The following is an 18620-nucleotide window of genomic DNA, read 5'->3' as shown; positions in this document are numbered from 1 at the left end:
TCTTACATCTTTTTCCGCCCCGGTCCCTACCATGGGGGGGCACCCACCAAAGCAGAGCGCCGTTCTGACAGATCGCGGAGAACTGTCGAAGGCGGGGTGGGTCCGGTTGAGGGGGCGTGAGCCGCATGGATGCGGCGACCGAGCTTACAGGGACGTACTTGCAGCGTCCCCCTCAACCGGCCCCCCCCCGCCTACCCTCAGGAAACCTGCCTTTGACGTTGCTTCGGCCGTTGCCGTTGCATTGAGCAGGTGCAGGGCTGCAAGCCCTGCCGAACAAAACCCCCTGAGCATTCCACGCAGTGGTTTGAGCGCATCGCGCGCACGCCACCCGGCACGCTGCACAGCGTCGGAATATCCCGCCTTACCGAGCCCCACCTCATGACCCTGCGTCACCTGCCCCTGCGCGGCGCCCTGCTGCTCGCCCTGTCCTCCCTGCCGCTGGCCGCCCTGGCCGAAGCCACCTCGCCCGCCCCCACCCAGCAGGTGCCGGGCGTCTACCACCAGCGCGTCGGCGCCCTGCAGGTCACCGCCCTCTTCGATGGCGTCGTCGCGCTCGGCCGCCAGCAAGTGGTCGATGTCTCGCCCACCCTGGTCACCCGCCTGCTCGACGGCCGCTACGTGCCCGAGGACAAGAAGGGCCTGCAGACCGCGGTCAACGCCTTCCTGGTCCGCCAGGGCAACCACCTGACCCTGGTCGATACCGGCACCGCGCAGTGCTTCGGACCCGGCCTGGGCCAGGTGCTGGGCAACCTGCGCGCCGCCGGCGTCGATCCGGCCGAGGTGGACGACATCCTGCTCACCCACGCCCACCCGGACCACATGTGCGGCGTGCTCGACGCGCAGGGCCAGCCGGCCTACCCCAATGCCACGGTGTGGCTGTCCAAGGCCGATGCGGACTACTGGCTGGACCCGGCCAGCGAAGCCGGTGCGCCGGAGGGCGTGCGTTTCGCCTTCCCGTTGGCCCGCAACGCGGTGGCGCCGTACCAGACCCACGGCAGGCTGCGCACGTTCAAGCCCGGTGATGCCCTGCCCGGCGGCGCGGTGGCGATGGACACCCACGGCCATACCCCCGGCCATGTCTCCTACCGGTTCGACAGCCAGGGCCAGTCGTTGCTGGTGTGGGGCGATGTGCTGCACTTCCACGCGGTGCAGTTCGCGCACCCGGAAGCGGCCTTCGAGGCCGATGCGGACCGCAAGACGGCCATCGCCAGCCGTCGCGGGCTGCTTGAGCAGGCCACCGCCAAGGGCTGGTGGGTGGCCGGTGCGCACCTGCCGTTCCCCGGCCTGGGCCATGTGCGCCGCGAGGGCGAGGCCTATGCGTGGGTGCCGGCGGAGTATTCGCCGTTGAAATGAGGTGCCGCCGGGCATGGCCCCGCGCTACCGGTGCCCGGTCGCGGCAACATCGGGTAGCGCCGGGCCATGCCCGGCGAGCGCAGCGGAGACGCCTTACGCCAGCCCCAGCCAGCCGCCGATCACGCCGCGGGCTTCGTCCACGCCGGTGCGGTCCTCACCGGAGAACACCTGCACGCTGACGCTGTCGCCATAGGCCGAATGCAGCTCCTTGCGGACCTTCTGCAGGGTCTGCATCTGCTGGCTGCGGCTGAGCTTGTCGGCCTTGGTCAGCAGCGCGTGCGCGGGCATGCCACGCTGCACGGCATAGGACAGCATCTGCCGGTCGTAGTCCTTCAGTGGGTGGCGGATGTCCATCACCACCACCAGGCCCTTGAGCGCTTCGCGGGTGCGGAAATACCGGTCGATGAAGGCCTGCCAGTGCGCCTGCAGGTCCAGCGGCACCTTGGCGTAGCCGTAACCGGGCAGGTCGACCAGGTGCGCTTCCGGGGTGATCTGGAAGAACACCAGCTGCTGGGTGCGGCCGGGGGTCTTGGACACGCGGGCCAGGGAGTTCTGCCGGGTCAGCGCGTTGAGGGCGCTGGACTTGCCGGCGTTGGAGCGGCCGGCGAAGGCCACTTCGGCCCCTTCATCGGGCGGCAGCTGCCGCACGTTGTGGGCCGAGAGGTGGTAACGGGCGCGTTCGATGAGCAATGACATGCGCCTAGGATCGCATGTTGCGGCGCTGCGCGCCCGTTCCGGGGGCCGCAGGCCGGGAAAATGCTGCACTGCTGCGTTGACCGTGCGCGGAAACGGCGTTGATAATCCGGGCGATGCCGGCGGCCACGCCCCGGCCCGGTCCATACGGAGCTTTAGCATGCGCCACGCTCGCGTTCTTGCCGTATCCGCTCTTGCCACTGCCGTCGTCGTTGCCGCCGCTGCGTTCGCGCAGACCACGCTGACCCCGCTGCCCGACAACGGGCCGATCCGCACCGCCTCGCTGGAAGTGGATTTCAGCAAGACCACCTGGGGCGACGCCAAGGCCGGCCAGACCAAGGCCTCGGCCTGCGCGGCCTGCCATGGGGCCGACGGCAATTCCACGGTGGAGATGTACCCGTCCATCGCCGGCCAGAGCGAACGCTACGTGGCCCAGCAGATGGCCCTGATCGCCAACGGCCAGCGCAGTTCCGGCGCGTCGGTGGCGATGGTGCCCTTCGTGCAGAACCTCACCCCGCAGGACATGCGCGATATCGGCGCGTTCTTCGCCACCCAGAAGGCCACCGCCGGCATCGCCGACGATACCGCGGTGGCCGACGGCCCCTACAAGGGCATGAAGTTCTACGAGATCGGCCAGCAGCTGTACCGCGGTGGCGACGCCACGCGCGGCCTGCCCGCCTGCATGGCCTGCCACGGCCCCAGCGGCGCCGGCAACCCCGGCCCGGCCTACCCGCACATCGGCGGCCAGCACGCCAGCTACGTCGCCCGCCGCCTGCAGGAATACCAGGCCGGGCAGACCAACGAGACCGACAAGGCGCACTTCCAGATCATGGCCGCCGTCGCCCAGAAGCTGAGCGAGCAGGAAGTCCAGGCGCTCTCCAGCTACCTGCAGGGCCTGCACAACAAGGCCGATGACATCGCCGCCGAGGCCACCGCCACGCAACCGGCCGCCGCCCCCTGACCACCACTGGTCGGCCCGGGTCGCCACGGCGGCCCGCGGCTGCGGTATGTTTCCTTCACGCCGGCGGCTGCGCCGGCGTTGTTATTTTCAATGGAGATGCGTGTCGATGAGGTTGATTCCCCGCCTTCTGCTGTCCCTGCTGGTGATGCTGCCGCTGGCCGCCTGCGCCGCCACCCCCGCCAATGCCCCGCTGGTTGAAGGCAAAGACTACGAGCGCATCGCCAAGTCCGGCCCGTTCCAGCCGCTGGCCGGCAAGATCGAAGTCGTTGAAGTGTTCGGCTACACCTGCCCGCACTGCGCTCACTTCGAGCCGCAGCTGGAAGCCTGGGCCGCCAAGCTGCCGGCCGACGTGCGCTTCACCCCGGTCCCGGCCGCCTTCGGCGGTGCCTGGGATGCCTGGGCCCTGGCCTATTACGCGGCCGATGAAATGGGCGTTGCCAAGCGCAGCCACGCCGCCGTGTTCAAGGCCCTGCATGAGGACGGCTCGCTGCCGATGCAGAACGTCTCGGCCGATGAGCTCGCCACCTTCTATACCGCCTATGGCGTGAGCGCCGACCGCTACAAGCAGGCCCTGCGTGGCGATGCGGTGCAGAAGAAGGTCGCCGAAGCCCGTGCCTTCGCCCAGCGCACCCAGGTGCCGGGCACCCCGGCCATCATCATCAACGGCCAGTACCTGGTGCGTGGCAACAGCTTCGACGACCAGCTGCGCATCGCGTCCAAGCTGATCTCCGAAGCCCGCGCCCGCGGCCGCTGAACCAATCCCGACCATCGACACGGCGCTGTCGCCGCCGCATGTCATCATTTCCCCCTGGCCGGCGCCCGCCGCTGGCCCCACCTTTCCAGATGCTGGAGACGTTTCAATGAAGACCCGTATCGCTGCTTTCGCACTTGCAGCCCTGCTGCCGATCCTGGCGGCCTGCAGGGCCGACGACGGCACCACCAACACCACCGCCCCGGCTGAAGCGGCCGCCACCCCGGCTGCCACCGAGCCTGCCGCGGCCCCCGCCGCCGAGCCGGCTGCCGCCACCGAAGGCGCTGCCCCGGCCGCCACCGAAGCCGCTCCGGCCGCCGCACCGGCCCCGACCACCACCGCGCTGACCGGCCCGGCCCCGGTGGAAGGCAGCGACTACCAGGTGATCAGCAATGGCCAGCCGTTCCAGCCGGCCGCCGGCAAGGTCGAAGTGGTCGAGATCTTCGGCTACGTCTGCCCGGCCTGTGCCGCCTTCCAGCCGCTGGTCGGCCCGTGGAAGGCCGGCCTGCCGAGCGACGTGAACTTCGTCTACGTGCCGGCCATGTTCGGCGGCACCTGGGACAACTACGCCCGTGCCTTCTACGCCGCGCAGACCTTGGGCGTGCAGGAGAAGACCCACGAAGCGCTGTACGCCGCAATCCACTCGCAGCAGACCCTGAAGGGTGAGCGCGGCGCCGACTCGGTCGACGACATCGCCAAGTTCTACGCCGGTTACGGCGTGGATCCGAAGCAGTTCGCCGCCACCATGGGCAGCTTCGCGGTGAACGCCAAGACCAACTCGGCCAAGCAGTTCGCCCAGCGCAGCGCGATCAGCGGCACCCCGTCGATCATCATCAACGGCAAGTACCTGGTGAAGGGCAAGAGCTTCCCGGACATGCTGCGCATCGCCGACCACCTGATCGCCCGCGAACGCGGTGCGGCCCAGGCTCACTGATCCAAGAGAAAGCATTACCGGCCGTGACTTCCCCCCACACACGGACCCTGCGCTTGCTGACGGCCAACATCCAGGCCGGCTCAAGCACCCGCCGCTACAGCGACTATGTGACCCGCAGCTGGTCACATGCGCTGCCGGCGGGACGCAAGCGCAGCAGCCTGGACGCGATCGCCACCCTGGCGCGCGGCCATGACATCGTCGGCCTGCAGGAGGCCGACCCGGGCAGCCTGCGGTCGGGCTTCACCAACCAGACCCACTACCTGGCCCAGCGTGCCGGCTTCAATTACTGGAGCCACCAGCCGAACCGGCGCATGGGCGGAGTGGCGTCCAGCGCCAACGGGCTGCTGAGCAAGCTGGAACCGGTGGAAGTACAGGACCACGCCCTGCCCGGCCGCATCGGCGGGCGCGGCGTGCTGCTGGCCAAGTTCGGCGATGGCGAGGACGGCCTGGCCGTGGCCGTGGCCCACCTGTCGCTGGGCGCGGGTTCGCGGATGTCCCAGCTCGGCTTCATCGCCGAGCTGCTGTCCGACCACCCGAACGCGGTGCTGATGGGCGATTTCAACTGCCTGGCCGAGCGCCCGGAAATGCAGGTGCTGTACCAGAAGACGCGGCTGCAGCCCCCGGGCTGCGTGGTGCCGACCTTCCCCAGCTGGCGCCCGGACCGGGCCATCGACCACATCCTGGTCAGCAGCAGCCTGCAGACCCGCAGCGTGGAAGCCGTACCGGCCGCGTTCTCCGACCACCTGGCCCTGGCCATGGCCATCGACGTACCGGCCGAAGCCCTGCGCTGACCCACCGTTCCGGTAGGTGCGGACCTGCTGCTCTGGTGGGTGCGGACCGTTGGTCCGCACGGCTCTCCGCCGGGCATGGCCCGGCGCTACCCGGCCTGCACCACCGGGGTCCTCAGCCGCCGTGCGGTCATCGTGCTGCCCACCGAGGCCACCACCGTGCAGCCGATCGCCAGCCACTGCACGCCCTCCAGGTGCTCGTGCAGCAGCAGCATCGCCCACAGCGCGGCCACCGCCGGTTCCATGCTGATCAGGATGCCAAAGGTCTCTTTCGGCAGGCGCTTGAGCGCCATCATCTCCAGCGACATCGGGATCGCACTGGACACCAGCGCCACCAGCAGGCCCGCCAGCAGGATCTTCGGCTCCAGCAGCGCCATGCCGGCATGGGCCACGCCCACCGGCACCACCACCAGCGAGGCCGCCAGCAGCCCCAGTGAAACCGTGTGGCCGGCATGCAGGTGGCCGGCGCGCTTGCCGAACACGATGTACAGGCCCCAGCACGCGGCCGCCCCCATCGCATAGAGCACGCCGGCCGGGTCCAGCGCCGGGCCGCCGCCCAGCGGCAGCAGCAGCAACAGGCCGACCAGCGCGCAGCCCACCCAGAGGAAGTCGATCGGCCGCCGCGAGGACAGCATCGCCACTGTAAGCGGGCCGGTGAACTCGATGGCCACGGCGATGCCGAAGGGAATGGTGCGGATGGCCATGTAGAACAGCAGGTTCATCAGGCCCAGGGTCAGCCCGTAGCGGAGGATGGTCATCGCATCCACGCGGCTGGTCTTCCAGCGCCACGGCCGCCAGAACAGCAGCAGCAACAGCGCCGAGAAGCCCACGCGCAGGGCGCTGGTGCCCTGCGCGCCGACCAGCGGAAACAGGTGTTTTGCGTAGGAGGTGCCGATGGCCAGCGCGGTAACCGAGCCGAGCACCGCCAGCGCCGGCAACATCGGCGCGAATCGGGAAGTCTGCATGCGCACAGTCTATTGCGCTGGCGGCGAGCACTTGGCTCAATTGACGGCCCGTCCGCGCAATTTCTGCTCGCCATGGCCACCGCCCCCGTGCTGGACAGCTTCGACCACGCCATCCTCGACCTGCTGCAGCAGGACAACGCCCTGCCGCAGCGGCAGATCGCCGAGGCCGTGCACCTGTCCCCCCCCGCCGTGCAGCGGCGCATCAAGCGCCTGCAGGACAGCGGGGTGATCGCCGCCAACGTGGCCGTGCTCGACGCGGCCAAGGTCGGGCGACCCCTGACCATCATCGTCGAGGTGCGGGTGGTCAGCGAGCAGCGCGAAAAGGTCGCCCCGTTCCGCCGCCGCGTGCAGGACGATCCGGCCGTGCAGCAGTGCTATTCGATCACCGGCGATGGCGATTTCCTGCTGCTGCTCTCGGCGGCGTCGATGGAAGAGTACGAAGCGATCACCGAGCGCCTGTTCGGCGGCGATGACAACATCGAGCGCTTCCGCACCTCGGTGGCGCTGGGCACGTTGAAGCGCAGCTTCTCGGTGCCGCTGCCATGACCCCGCCGCCCTCCCCTGCCCGACGCCTGCGCCGCTGGCTGCTGTCCGGCGCCCTGCTGCTGGCCGCCGGCATCGCTGTGCTCTCGCTGTGGAACAGCCCGTGGGCGGCGGCACCGAAGATGCTGTGGGCGCTGGGACGCATGCCACCGGCCACCGAGCTGCCCGTGCCCGTGGACGGCGTGCGCCCGCGGCAAATCGCCGACACCTTCGGTGCCCCCCGCGGCAGTGACCGCACGCATGCCGGCATCGACATCTTCGGCAAGCGCGGCACGCCCGTGCGCAGCGCTACCGCAGGCGTCGTCGCCGATGTGGGCGAACGCGGGCTCGGCGGGCGCCAGGTCTGGGTGATCGGGCCCGGCCGCGAGCGCTACTACTACGCGCACCTGGAAGACTGGGCCGAGGGCCTGGCGCGAGGCCAGGTGGTCCAGGCCGGGCAGCTGCTGGGCCACGTCGGCGACAGCGGCAACGCCAAGGGCACGCCGCCGCACCTGCACTGGGGCATCTACGGCAAGGACGGCGCCCGCGACCCGTTGCCGCTGCTGCGGTGATCGCAGTGACGCCGCGGCTCGACACCACGACGGGCCCGCCGCATCATCAACCGCAGTGACAGGGAGAGCACGCCGGTGACCCAGCTTCGCGCCACCCCGCTGTTGATCGCTACCGTGATCCTGGCCACCGGCTGCAGCACCCTGCAGGCACAGCGCGACCCGTGGTGCAGACAACTGGCGGCCTACGCCAACACCGCACAGGTCGATGCCCCGCGATCGATTGAACTGGTGACCGACTGGAGCCGCTGGAGCAAGCGCTGCGAGGATGATGGCAGCGACGCAGGCAAGCAGTTCTGCCACTGGCTGATCCCCAACACCTCGACCGAATTCGCCTCGGCCAATATTCGCCACACGCTGGCCTGCCTGGATCCAACGGCCATCCATGCCGGGCGTCTGCGCAGCACCCCGGTGTACATGACCGGCAAGGTGGAGGTGTACGGCGCACCCATGATCGATGAAGACGTGATGGTCACCGTCGAGTACGCCGATGGCATCGAGGGCCAGTTGCCGCGCATGAAGATCCAGGCCGAGCGCACCCCGCTGGACGGCTGAGGCGGCGAAGGGACCGGCACGCCCCGGCGTCATTTGTAAATAGAAACAATTCGCATTACCATATTTGCGTTTTCCGGGCAGCCAGGACGGTTCGCCCTCCTCGCATTGCCCAGCCACCGTCCTGCAGCGCAGGGCCCCGCCAGCGGCGTGAGACCCCCACCAGCCGCGGCGCCAGACCATCCGGGAAGCCGGTCGGACGCACGCACGTGCCCGTCCAGGAACCCACATGATCCGCTCGACCCCTGCTCTCCTGCCGCATCGCCTGTCCGCGGCGGTGCTCTCCGCCCTGTGCCTGGCCGCCGCGCCGGTCGCCTTCGCCGAAACCGCCGCCGACCCTACCACCCTCGACAAAGTCGTGGTGAAGGGTGAGCGCGCCGAAGGCTATTCGGTGCGCAAGACCTCCGCCGGTACCCGCTTCGACCTGGCCCCGCGCGAGATCCCGCAGTCGATCAGCATCATCAGCCACCAGCGCATCGAGGACCAGAACCTCGACGACATCATCGACGTGCTGGGCAACACCACCGGCGTGAGCAGCACCCAGTCCGACACCGAGCGCACCGAGTTCTACGCGCGCGGTTTCTACATCGACAGCTACCAGTTCGATGGCCTGCCGACGCAGATGGTGCAGAACTGGAGCTACGGTGACTCCGGCCTGGACCTGGCCCTGTACGACCGCGTGGAAGTGGTGCGCGGTGCCACCGGCCTGCTCAGCGGCGCCGGCAACCCGTCCGCTTCGGTGAACCTGATCCGCAAGCACGCCGACAGCGCCGAACTGGCCGGCAGCGTCTCGGTCAACGTCGGCAGCTGGGGCCGCACCCGCACCACCGTGGACGTGGGCAGCGCGCTGAATGCCAGCGGCACCGTGCGTGGTCGCGTCATCGGCAGCTACCTGGACACCGATGCGCAGATGGACCGCTACAACCAGCACAAGACGCTGGGCTACATGGTCATCGATGCCGACCTGACCCCCGATACGCAGCTGAGCGTGGGCTACGACTACCAGCAGAAGCGCGCCAACGGCGCGACCTGGGGCGGCTTCCCGATGCTGTTCTCCGATGGCACCAGCACCGGCTACGACGAGTCGTTCAACGCCAGCCCGAACTGGACCTACTGGGACACCACCAGCAAGCGCGCCTTCGCCACCCTGGAGCACGGCTTCGCCAACGGCTGGAAGTTCAAGATCGGCGCCACGCATGACGAGACCAAGGCTGACGACAAGCTGTTCTACCCGGCCTACAACGACTGGGTCACCGGCGCCTCGTACTTCGACAAGAACACCGGTGCCGGCATCTCGCCGTCGGCCGGCTTCTACAACACCGAGCGCAAGGTCGACGCGATCGATGGCTTCGTCGACGGTCCGTTCCAGCTGTTCGGCCGCGAACACCAGTTCATGGCAGGCCTGAGCTACAACAAGCGCGACTACGCCAACTACGGCGACTACCAGGTCGGTGGTGCCGGCCTCGCGTGGGACCCCTTCTCCAGCTACCTGAACTGGAACGGCAACATCAGCGAACCGAACTGGAACCCGCTGAGCCTGGCCAGCGAAGGCACCATCACCCAGAAGGCCGGCTATGCAGCCACGCGCCTGTCGCTGGCTGATCCGCTGAAGCTGATCATCGGTGCGCGCTACACCGACTGGAAGAGTGAAGGCGAAGGCGCCGATCGTTCGCACAAGGTGACCACGCCGTATGCCGGCCTGGTGTTCGACATCAATGACACCTACTCGACCTACGCCTCGTACACCGAGATCTTCCAGCCGCAGATGCTGAAGGACCGCAACGGCAGCTACCTCGATCCGGTCGACGGCAAGAGCTACGAAGTGGGCGTCAAGGGCGCGTGGTTCGACAACCGCCTGAATGCCTCGGTGGCCGTGTTCCGCATCGAGCAGGACAACGTCGGCCAGTCGACCGGTGAACCGGGGATCGGCGGAACCGGCGGCGAAACCGCCTACATCGCCGCACGCGGCACGGTCAGCCGCGGCTTCGAGTTCGAGCTGAACGGCGAACTGGCACCGGGCTGGAATGCCACCTTCGGCGCCTCGCGCTACGTGGCCAAGGACATCAACGATGCGGACATCAACACCAACCTGCCGCAGACCACGCTGAAGCTGTTCACCAGCTACACCCCGCAGTCGTTGCAGGACCTGACCGTCGGCGGTGGTGCCAACTGGCAGAACCGCATCTACTACGCGGTGCCGGCGTACGGCCGCATCGAACAGGACGGCTACGCGCTGGTCAGCGCCTTCGTGCGCTACCGCATCTCGCCGGAGTTCAGCGTGCAGGCCAACCTCAACAACCTGCTGGACAAGAAGTACTACTCGCAGATCAACGGCTACGGTGCGTTCGGCGACGGCCGCAATGGCTCGCTGACCTTCACCTGGTCGTTCTGATGCAGACGGCGCCGGGCAGCCCCCGGCGCCGTGGGTCGTTGTAGAGTCGAGCCATGCTCGACTGGCTTTCGCAAAGAGCAGCCGAGCATGGGCTCGGCTCTACAAAGGCATGAAGCAGCCGAGCATGGCTCGGCTCTACATGACCGCGAAAAGCCGCCGGGCATGGCCCGGCGCTACCGGTGAAAAGCAGGTGCCGTTCCCTGGCACCTGCCGGTCAACCTAGAACCGCAGGTCCGCGCGCATGTACCAGTAGCGGCCACGCGGGATGTCGTAGGTCGAGGCGTCGTAGCCGTTCAACGAGCACGACAGGCAGATCGGCGGATCCTTGTCGAACACGTTGTTCAGGCCCGCGGTCAGCTGCAGCCCCTTCATCCAGTCGATTTTGTAGCCCACCTGCAGGTCGTGGTAGGTGGTGGCGGCCAACTTGTTGGTGCCGGCGGCCTGGTTGCTGCACACCGGGAAGGCCACTGCATCACCGCAGTCCTCGGTCAGCTCGGAAATGTGGCGCACCGTCCAGTTGGCGCTCCAGTTGTCCAGCGTCCAGCCGATGCTGGCGTTGCTGGTCCACTCCGGAATCGAGCTGTCGGCCACTTCCACGCCCGGCTTCTGCGGCTGCCGCTGGCCGGCCGCACCGGTGGCCTCGTAGCGGCCGACGAAGGTGTTCTTCCAGCCCAGCTTGAACTGGCCGATGTCGCTCTGCGGCAGCGTCCAGAACATGTCCACGTCCCAGCCATCGGTCTTGATCGAACCCAGGTTGGTCAGGCGGTTGTTGAAGCTGTTGACCGCACCGGTGCTGGCGCGGGTGATGCCATCGCAGTAGACCGGGTCCAGCGTGTCCACGCACAGGTCCAGCTGGGTCTGTGCATTGATCGCCTGGATCGCGCCGTCGATGTTGTGGCGGTAGAAGGTCACCTCTACGTCGAAGCGTTCGGACCAGGTGGCGTTGTTGCCGAACCACGGGCTCCACACGAAGCCGGCACTGAAGCTGCGCGAACGCTCCGGCTCCAGCTCGTGGTTGCCCCCGGTGGTCACCGAGATCTGCGAGTTCGCCTGTTGGAAGCCGGTCGGCACGCCCAGCGCGGCGCAGTTGGCAGGATTGCCACGCGGCGCAGTACCGCCCAGGCCCACCGAGCAGGGATCGAACAGCTGCAGGTCGGCACGCGCGGCCGAGCCGTACAGCTCGCCGATGGACGGTGCACGGAAGCCCTCGGCATAGGTGGTTCGCAGCACGAAGTCATCGGTCACCTGCCAGCGCAGGCCGTACTTGGGGGTGAACTCGCCACCGAAGGTCGAGTAATCCGAATAGCGTCCGGCCAGGCTCAGGTCCAGCTTCTTGCCCAGCGACGAGTCGGCGAAGATCGGAACGCTCAGCTCCAGGTAGGCCTCGTTGACGTCGTAGGAACCGGACGTCGGCTGCGAAGGCACGCCGTTGTAGTGGCCGATCACCGTCAGCGGGTCGGGCTGGTACCAGCCTTCATAGCGCCGGTGTTCCAGGCCGGTGGCGAAGGACACCGGGCCGGCCGGCAGGGTGAACAGATCGCTGGACAGGTTGGCGGTGACCAGGCTCAGCTCGTTCTGGCTGCGGTCGCGCACCACCGGCTGGATCCAGCGCAGCATGTCCGGGGTGATCGAGCCGACGCCACCGAAGATGTTCAGCGGCACGCAGCCCGGCGTGGCCGCGCACAGCGCCGGATCGCCCAGCGCCAGGTTCACGTTGTAGATGTTGTAGCTGCCGTAGTTCGTCTGCTCGGCCTTGTTCTTGCTGTACATGCCGTTGACGTCCCAGTACCAGCTGCGGTTCGCCGCCTGGAAGCTGCCCACCAGGCCGGTGGCGAAGTACGTGGTGTTGACCTCCTGCTCGAACACGCGCGCGCCGCCTTCCACCGGGCGGCGGCCGATCAGGCTCATGTTGTCGCCGGACACCAGGTCGAAGCCGAACGGGTTGTACGGGTTCAGCGCCGACACCACGATGTTGTCGGCAAGCGGATTGCCGGTGGCACCGTCAGGCCCGAAGAACAGCGGTTCGGGGCCGGCCTGATTGGTCGATTCGCGGCGGTTGCCCAGCGCCTTCACGTACCACTGGACGTCGTCGGTGATGTCGAAGCGGAACTGGCCGAACACGCCTTTGCGCTCGGACGGGGTCAGCACCATGTTGTATTCGGCGAAGTTGAAGCGGTCGGCGCTGGTGAAGCAGTGGTAGTCGTCGCTGCGGTTGCAGCCGGCACTGCCGTCATAGCGCGGGTTGCTCACGCCGGTATTGGGCACGATGTCCTGCTCGGCGCCAGTGTTGGGATCGACGAAGGCGAAGCGTCCCTGCGGAATGCCACCGCTGCCGAAGGCCAGGCCGGTGCCGGGAATCGGGAAGCGCGACTGTTCGCGGTCGCGCGCATACACCGCATCCTGCCTGGTCCAGCTCGCGCCGAGGAACAGGCTGTAGCGCTCGCCGCTGGTGCCCCAGGCCAGGTCCACGCCCTTCTGCGTGCCGTCGCCCTTGCTGTACTCGCCGTAGTTCAGGGTGACCTGCCCGCCATCGAAATCGCGGCGGGTGATGATGTTGACCACGCCGGCGATCGCATCCGAGCCGTACAGCGACGAGGCACCGTCTTCCAGCACTTCGATGCGTTCGACAATCGCCAGCGGAATGGTGTTGAGGTCGGTGGCCGCGCCCACGCCCGACGCCGAGGATTCATTGACCCAGCGGATGCCATCGACCAGCACCAGCACGCGCTTGGCGCCCAGGTGGCGCAGGTCGACCTGTGCCGAACCGGCGCCGACACCACTGCCATCCGGCGGGAAGCCGAAATTGCCGGACGAATTGAACTTGGCATTCAACGCCGAACCCGAACCGGTGAGCTGCTGCAGCACTTCGCCGATCGAGCTCAGGCCGGTGCGCTCGATGTCGCCCCGGCTGAGCGTCTGGATCGGCACCTGGCCTTCCACTTCAGCACGCTTGATACGCGTACCGGTGACTTCAACGGCATCCAGGGTGGTGGCCGTCTGGGCCATTGCCCCCAGCGGTGCCAGGGCCGTCACGCACAGCGCGACAGCGACCGCCAAGGGGCGGTAATGCAGGTGATTCATTCGCTCTCTCTCCAAAGGAATGTCGGGACATGGGCTGCCGCGCTCCCCCCTGCGTGGCGGCAGCGTCTCCTTTGTAAACAAGCTGTAAAAAGATTGGCGTGACCTGCGGCACCCTTTCACGCCAATCTGATGAATGAATCATGCTTGTCCCAGATGGAGATCTAGGAATTATTTGAAATATGTAGTCCAAAGCGAATTTGAGCGGGATCCAGGCAGAGACTCAAACCTCCTAAGCGTCATGCGAGGTCGTATCGTGAAAGCGATTAATGCCGCACTGCAGGCTGCAATCATCGCCTTGGCAATCCTCTCGTTCGCGAACGAAGCAAAAGCAGGCGGACTCATAGAATGCAACAACTGCGCATCCCCAAAATCCGTTGCGCTGCAGTCGGGGTCCGGGCTCACAGTAATAATTGACTTCGAAAAAGCGCAGCTCACCGCCTTCAATGTCGAGTACGATCGTGAACTGAGAAAATGGCGCGCCGTCTCCACACCGGTTCCCAGTCAGATCCAAATGGCGTTTCTACGAATCGTAGAGAGTGTGTCAAGCACCAATGGCCAACCCGACCAAGCCTTTCCTAAAGCAGGCGGTGGCGCCGTCGTCCCCATGCATCCCGACAACCCAGGAAATTCAAACGGGATGCGATTTCCCGATGCTTACAAATCCTCAGACGCCTTTGAGATCGTCAACTCCGCAACCATGAGAACGCGACTGGGCCAGTATCTGGCCTTGGAAATTGCAGGAGCCAACACCAGCAGCGTCGCCTGGAACAGCTTCGCGCTTTCCATACAACAATTTGCGCTTAGCTGGGCCAGCATCAAGGGCGGCGGCGCGGTCAATGTGATTATTACCTGGCGAGATGGTTCGAAGACCCTCTATAGAATCACACCTGACAACGTGTCAGAAGCCAAATACCAGAAGGGAGAGAGTCGTGACAGCACCGGAAACAAGGTGCCCGATGAGACTATCGCAGATCCTGCGACAGCTCCTTCTTACGCTGGCCAGTACTACTTTGGCCGCGAAGGCGACCTTGATAAATGGGTCCGCTCTGCGCAGATGTACGGCGTACCCGTCCAACGTGGATCTAGCAGCCGCATGTCCTGCAATTGGGATGGCCACACGGTCTACTGCCAGCAATACTGACCTCACCCGATCTGTCCGCGCTCTCAGGGAGTACTGCCCTGAGAGCGCCACATCGCGTCATCGCACGAAGGCGATCCGCTCCATTCCCGTGGCCTCGGCGGCCGCGAGGATCTTCGCCATGCCTTCGTATTCGGCAGACGGATCGGTGGCGATGCGCAGCTCCGGCAGATTGCCGGCGTGCTCGCTGGCCTGGGTGCGCAGGCGCGCCTGCAGATCGTTGATGGCCATCGGCTGGCCGTTCCAGCTCAGCTGGCTGGACGCATCCAGGCGCAGCTCGATCGGCGCTGGTGGATCCGGACGGTCGACCACCCGGTCGGTCGCCTGTGGCAGCTGCACCGCGATGGGCCGCGACAGCATCGGCGCGGTCACGATGAAGATGATCAACAACACCAGCATCACATCCACCAGCGGCGTGACATTGATCTCCGCCAAGGGGCCGCTTCTTCCTGCGCTACTGAACGCCATGTGCCACTCCTTGCACCCGGGCCGTTCGCCCAAGCCGACAGTACGTCGCCGATGACCGCGCGCGGCAGTGTCTGCGTGTGGAGCATTCAGCTGCCGTTGCCCGGTGCGATCCGTGCACGCGATGCGAAACTGAATTCAGCCAGCGCCCGCTATGCTGGGCCCATGACCCGACGCTCTTCGACCGCCCTGTCCCTGCTCCCGCTGTCCGCATCGCTGCTGATCGGCTGCGCCAGCGCCCAGTCACTCGACGCCCAGAGCGGCCAGCTCAAGGCCGCCATCGATGCGGCCGAACGCGGCCAGCTCGATCCGCGCCAGGCCGCCACGCTAAGCCGCCACCCGGCCTATGGCTGGGTCGAGTTCGCCCAGCTTCGCCGCAACATCGACACGGTCGATACCGGCCAGGCCCAGGCCTTTCTCAAGCGTTATGACGGCCAGGCCGTGGCCAACAGTTTCCGCAGCGTCTGGCTGCCCTCGGTGGCCCGCCGCCAGGACTGGACCACCCTGCTGGCCAACTGGGCACCCACCGACAACCTCGGCCTGCGCTGCGCCCAGCTGACGGCGCGCCAGGCCACCGGCAAGGTCGACCCGCAGTGGATCAGCGAGGCACAGGACCTGTGGCGCAAGAATGGCAAGTCGCTGCCCGATGCCTGTGACGCGGTGTTTGCCGTGCTGCAGGCGCAGGGCGGCATGAGCGATGCACTGCGCTGGGAACGCATCGACGCCGCCGCCGATGCACAGCAGCCGGCAGTGATGCGCAGCGCCGCGCGCGGCCTGCCCGCGGCCGACCTGGCTATGGCCAACACCTACGCCGCCTTCGTCGACAAGCCCAACGCCAGCGCGCTGAACTGGCCGCGCAACGAGCGCAGCCGCCGCATCGCCACCGACGGCCTGGAAAAGCTGGCCAAGGCCGACCCCGGTGCCACCGAACAGCAGCTGCCGCAGTACGCGCAGGCACTGGGCCTGAGTGCCGACCAGCAGGCCCAGGTGCGTTACCAGATCGCGCTGTGGACGGTGGCCTCCTACCTGCCCGACTCCGCGCGCCGGCTCAACGCCGTGCCCGAATCGGCCTACGACGAGCGCCTGCACGAATGGCGCGTGCGCGAGGCGATGTCGCGCGGTGACTGGGCGGCCGCGCTGACCGCCATCCGCAAGATGGGCAGCAAGCAGCGCAACGATTCGCGCTGGGCCTATTTCGAAGGCCGCATGCTGGAAAAGACCGGGCAGGCGCAGCAGGCCCAGCCGCTGTTCCGCAGCGCCGCGCGTGCGCCGACCTTCCACGGCTTCCTGGCCGCCGACAAACTGCAGCAGAGCTACACGCTGTGCCCGTGGAAGCCCAACGACAGTGCGCAGGCGCAGGCCGCCGTCGCCCGCGATCCGGCCATCCAGCGCGCGATGGCGCTGTACCAGATCGATCGCAACGGCTGGGCCGTGGCCGAGTGGAACAGCGCGCTGTCCCGTTTCGATGACACCCAGCGCCGCCTGGCGGTGCGCGTAGCGCAGGACAACGGCTGGTTCGACCGCGCCGTGTTCGCACTCGGCAAGCAGCCGCAGGAACAGCGCCTGTACGACCTGCGCTTCCCGCTGCACCACGACAGCACCATCCGCCGCGAATCCTCGCGCAACGCCATCGACCCGGCCTGGGTGGCCGCGGAAATCCGCGCCGAAAGTACCTTCACCCCGCGCGCGCGCTCACCTGCCAACGCCATGGGCCTGATGCAGGTGCTGCCGGCGACCGGCGCGGGCGTGGCGAAGAACATCGGCCTGACGGCCTACGGCGGCGCCGACAGCCTGTACGACCCGGACACCAATATCGCCATCGGCACCGCCTACCTGCGCCAGCTGATGAACAAGTACGACGGCCTGCCCTACGTCACCATCGCCGCCTACAACGCCGGCCCGACCCCGACCGCACGCTGGCAGAGCCAGCGCCCGGGCTTCGACCCGGACCTGTGGATCGAGACGATCAGCTACAAGGAAACGCGCGAGTATGTCGCCCGCGTGCTGGCCTTCAGCGTGATCTACGACTGGCGCCTCAACGGCAATGCGCTGCCGCTGAGCGACCGCCTGATGGGCCGCCTGGTGGACAAGCGCAAGGCGTTCACCTGTGCGGCGGACGCCGACCAGGGCGGGGATTGATCGACGCGGGGGCGAGCCTTCCGATCCGGTAGCGCCGGGCCATGCCCGGCGAGCACGCAGCGCGGCGGCACACGCCCGTGCGATCATCACCAGCATGAAGATCTATCTTGTCGGCGGCGCCGTACGCGACCGCCTGCTGCAGCGCCCTGCCGGCGACCGTGACTGGGTGGTGGTCGGTGCCACCCCCGCGCAGATGGAAGCGCAGGGCTACACCGCCGTGGGCCGCGATTTCCCGGTATTCCTGCACCCGAAGACCGGTGAGGAATACGCGCTGGCACGCACCGAGCGCAAATCCGGCCGCGGCTACCGCGGCTTCGTGGTCGATGCCGATCCGGGGGTCACCCTGGAAGAAGACCTGCAGCGCCGCGATTTCACCATCAACGCCATCGCCTGCGATGAGGCCGATGGCACCCTGGTCGATCCTTACGGCGGCGCGCGCGACATCCAGCAGCGCGTGCTGCGCCACGTTGGCCCCGCCTTCGTTGAAGACCCGCTGCGCGTGCTGCGTGCAGCGCGCTTCATGGCCCGCTTCGCACCGCTGGGCTTCACCGTCGCCGAGGAAACCATGGCGCTGATGCGCGAGGTCGCCGCCAGTGGCGAGCTGGACGCACTGGTGCCCGAACGCGTGTGGCAGGAACTGCGCAAGGCGCTGGTCTGCGAACGGCCATCGGCCTTCCTGCGCACCCTGCATGACGCGCATGCGCTGGGCCCGATCCTGCCGGAACTGGAAGCGTTGTATGGCGTGCCGCAGCGCGCCGAATTCCACCCGGAAGTGGATACCGGCATTCATCAGGAGATGGTCAGCGACATGGCCGCCCGGCTGGCACCGGGCGATGACCTGGTCGGCTTCGCCGCGCTCACCCACGACCTTGGCAAGGGCCTGACGCCGCCGGACGAATGGCCGCGCCACATCATGCACGAGCAGCGTGGCCTGAAGCCGCTCAAGGAGCTGTGTGCGCGCCTGAAGATTCCCACCGAGCACCAGCAGCTGGCCGAAGCGGTCTGCCGCGAGCACTTGAACGTGCACCGCATCGACGAGCTGCGTGATGCCACCGTGCTGGACCTGCTGGGCCGGTGCGATGCCCTGCGCCGCCCCGAGCGCGTGGCCCGCATTGCCCTGTGCTGCGAAGCCGACAAGCGCGGCCGGCTGGGCTTTGAAGAAGGCGATTACCCTCAGGGGGAAACGCTCAAGCGCCTGCACCAGGCGGCCCTGTCGGTACAGGCGCGGGATCTGGACCTGACCCATCTGAAGGGCCCCGCTGTTGGCGAGGCGCTGGCACGGGCGCGGGTGAAGGCGATTGCGGCCGCACGCTGATT

16 protein-coding genes are annotated in these 18620 nt (G+C 67.4%); 12 read left to right on the top strand and 4 right to left on the bottom strand.

Going from position 1 to position 18620, the window contains the following annotated elements:
• The first annotated feature begins 378 nt into the window (after window positions 1-378).
• A complete protein-coding gene (locus ACVOK1_RS11240; RefSeq protein ID WP_481562088.1) occupies window positions 379-1353 on the top strand; it encodes an MBL fold metallo-hydrolase in 975 nt (324 codons plus the stop codon).
• Between the two features lie 93 nt (window positions 1354-1446).
• Here ACVOK1_RS11240 and yihA read toward each other — a convergent pair whose 3' ends face one another.
• On the bottom strand, window positions 1447-2049 hold the full coding sequence (gene yihA, locus ACVOK1_RS11235) for a ribosome biogenesis GTP-binding protein YihA/YsxC (RefSeq protein ID WP_079223317.1): 603 nt from the start codon (window positions 2047-2049) through the stop codon (window positions 1447-1449).
• 157 nt (window positions 2050-2206) lie between these two features.
• On the opposite strand from yihA, the gene ACVOK1_RS11230 reads away from it, so the two are divergent.
• The 4 genes from ACVOK1_RS11230 (at window position 2207) to ACVOK1_RS11215 (ending at window position 5483) form a co-directional block, all read left to right on the top strand.
• Window positions 2207-3007, top strand: coding sequence for a c-type cytochrome (locus ACVOK1_RS11230; protein WP_108769990.1), 801 nt, complete (start codon window positions 2207-2209; stop codon window positions 3005-3007).
• A 106-nt stretch (window positions 3008-3113) separates the two neighbouring features.
• The gene (locus ACVOK1_RS11225) at window positions 3114-3761 is read left to right on the top strand and encodes a thiol:disulfide interchange protein DsbA/DsbL (RefSeq protein WP_481562087.1); all 648 of its coding nucleotides are present in this window, start codon (window positions 3114-3116) and stop codon (window positions 3759-3761) included.
• A gap of 106 nt (window positions 3762-3867) precedes the next feature.
• Window positions 3868-4692, top strand: a complete 825-nt coding sequence (locus tag ACVOK1_RS11220) for a thiol:disulfide interchange protein DsbA/DsbL (protein WP_481562086.1) — start codon at window positions 3868-3870, stop codon at window positions 4690-4692.
• Between the two features lie 53 nt (window positions 4693-4745).
• Window positions 4746-5483: an endonuclease/exonuclease/phosphatase family protein gene (locus ACVOK1_RS11215; protein ID WP_174213557.1), complete on the top strand. Its 738-nt coding sequence runs from the start codon at window positions 4746-4748 to the stop codon at window positions 5481-5483.
• Between the two features lie 86 nt (window positions 5484-5569).
• On the opposite strand, the gene ACVOK1_RS11210 is transcribed toward ACVOK1_RS11215, so the two are convergent.
• Window positions 5570-6445 carry an EamA family transporter gene (locus ACVOK1_RS11210; protein WP_164075439.1) on the bottom strand — a complete coding sequence of 292 codons (876 nt, stop codon included), beginning with the start codon at window positions 6443-6445 and terminating at the stop codon, window positions 5570-5572.
• Between the two features lie 72 nt (window positions 6446-6517).
• On the opposite strand from ACVOK1_RS11210, the gene ACVOK1_RS11205 reads away from it, so the two are divergent.
• The 4 genes from ACVOK1_RS11205 to fhuE all read left to right on the top strand — a co-directional run bounded on the left by ACVOK1_RS11205 (window position 6518) and on the right by fhuE (window position 10480).
• Window positions 6518-6991, top strand: coding sequence for an Lrp/AsnC family transcriptional regulator (locus tag ACVOK1_RS11205; protein ID WP_481562085.1), 474 nt, complete (start codon window positions 6518-6520; stop codon window positions 6989-6991).
• Entirely contained in the window at window positions 6988-7539 is a 552-nt protein-coding gene (locus ACVOK1_RS11200; RefSeq protein ID WP_481562084.1) for a M23 family metallopeptidase, read from the top strand. The genes ACVOK1_RS11205 and ACVOK1_RS11200 overlap by 4 nt, the downstream gene beginning before the upstream one ends.
• 75 nt (window positions 7540-7614) lie before the next feature.
• Window positions 7615-8091, top strand: a complete 477-nt coding sequence (locus tag ACVOK1_RS11195; protein ID WP_406234678.1) for a hypothetical protein — start codon at window positions 7615-7617, stop codon at window positions 8089-8091.
• A gap of 226 nt (window positions 8092-8317) precedes the next feature.
• Window positions 8318-10480: a ferric-rhodotorulic acid/ferric-coprogen receptor FhuE gene (gene fhuE, locus ACVOK1_RS11190; protein ID WP_481562083.1), complete on the top strand. Its 2163-nt coding sequence runs from the start codon at window positions 8318-8320 to the stop codon at window positions 10478-10480.
• 219 nt (window positions 10481-10699) lie between these two features.
• Here the strand turns inward: fhuE and ACVOK1_RS11185 are convergent, their stop codons facing one another.
• Window positions 10700-13561 (bottom strand): TonB-dependent receptor, encoded by a 2862-nt coding sequence (locus tag ACVOK1_RS11185; RefSeq protein WP_481562082.1) that lies wholly within the window; start codon window positions 13559-13561, stop codon window positions 10700-10702.
• 238 nt (window positions 13562-13799) lie between these two features.
• Between ACVOK1_RS11185 and ACVOK1_RS11180 the strand changes: the two genes are divergently transcribed.
• The gene (locus ACVOK1_RS11180) at window positions 13800-14702 is read left to right on the top strand and encodes a hypothetical protein (protein WP_481562081.1); all 903 of its coding nucleotides are present in this window, start codon (window positions 13800-13802) and stop codon (window positions 14700-14702) included.
• 57 nt (window positions 14703-14759) lie between these two features.
• Here the strand turns inward: ACVOK1_RS11180 and ACVOK1_RS11175 are convergent, their stop codons facing one another.
• On the bottom strand, window positions 14760-15167 hold the full coding sequence (locus ACVOK1_RS11175) for an ExbD/TolR family protein (RefSeq protein ID WP_481562080.1): 408 nt from the start codon (window positions 15165-15167) through the stop codon (window positions 14760-14762).
• A gap of 162 nt (window positions 15168-15329) precedes the next feature.
• On the opposite strand from ACVOK1_RS11175, the gene ACVOK1_RS11170 reads away from it, so the two are divergent.
• Window positions 15330-17303 (top strand): transglycosylase SLT domain-containing protein, encoded by a 1974-nt coding sequence (locus ACVOK1_RS11170; RefSeq protein ID WP_481562079.1) that lies wholly within the window; start codon window positions 15330-15332, stop codon window positions 17301-17303.
• Window positions 17304-17397: 94 nt separating this feature from the next.
• Window positions 17398-18618, top strand: coding sequence for a multifunctional CCA addition/repair protein (locus ACVOK1_RS11165; protein WP_108770002.1), 1221 nt, complete (start codon window positions 17398-17400; stop codon window positions 18616-18618).
• Window positions 18619-18620: the final 2 nt, after the last annotated feature.

Source organism: Stenotrophomonas sp. STEN087, assembly GCF_056759115.1.
Note: the sequence above shows the minus strand (reverse complement) of the source record. Positions and strands in the feature narration are given on the sequence as shown.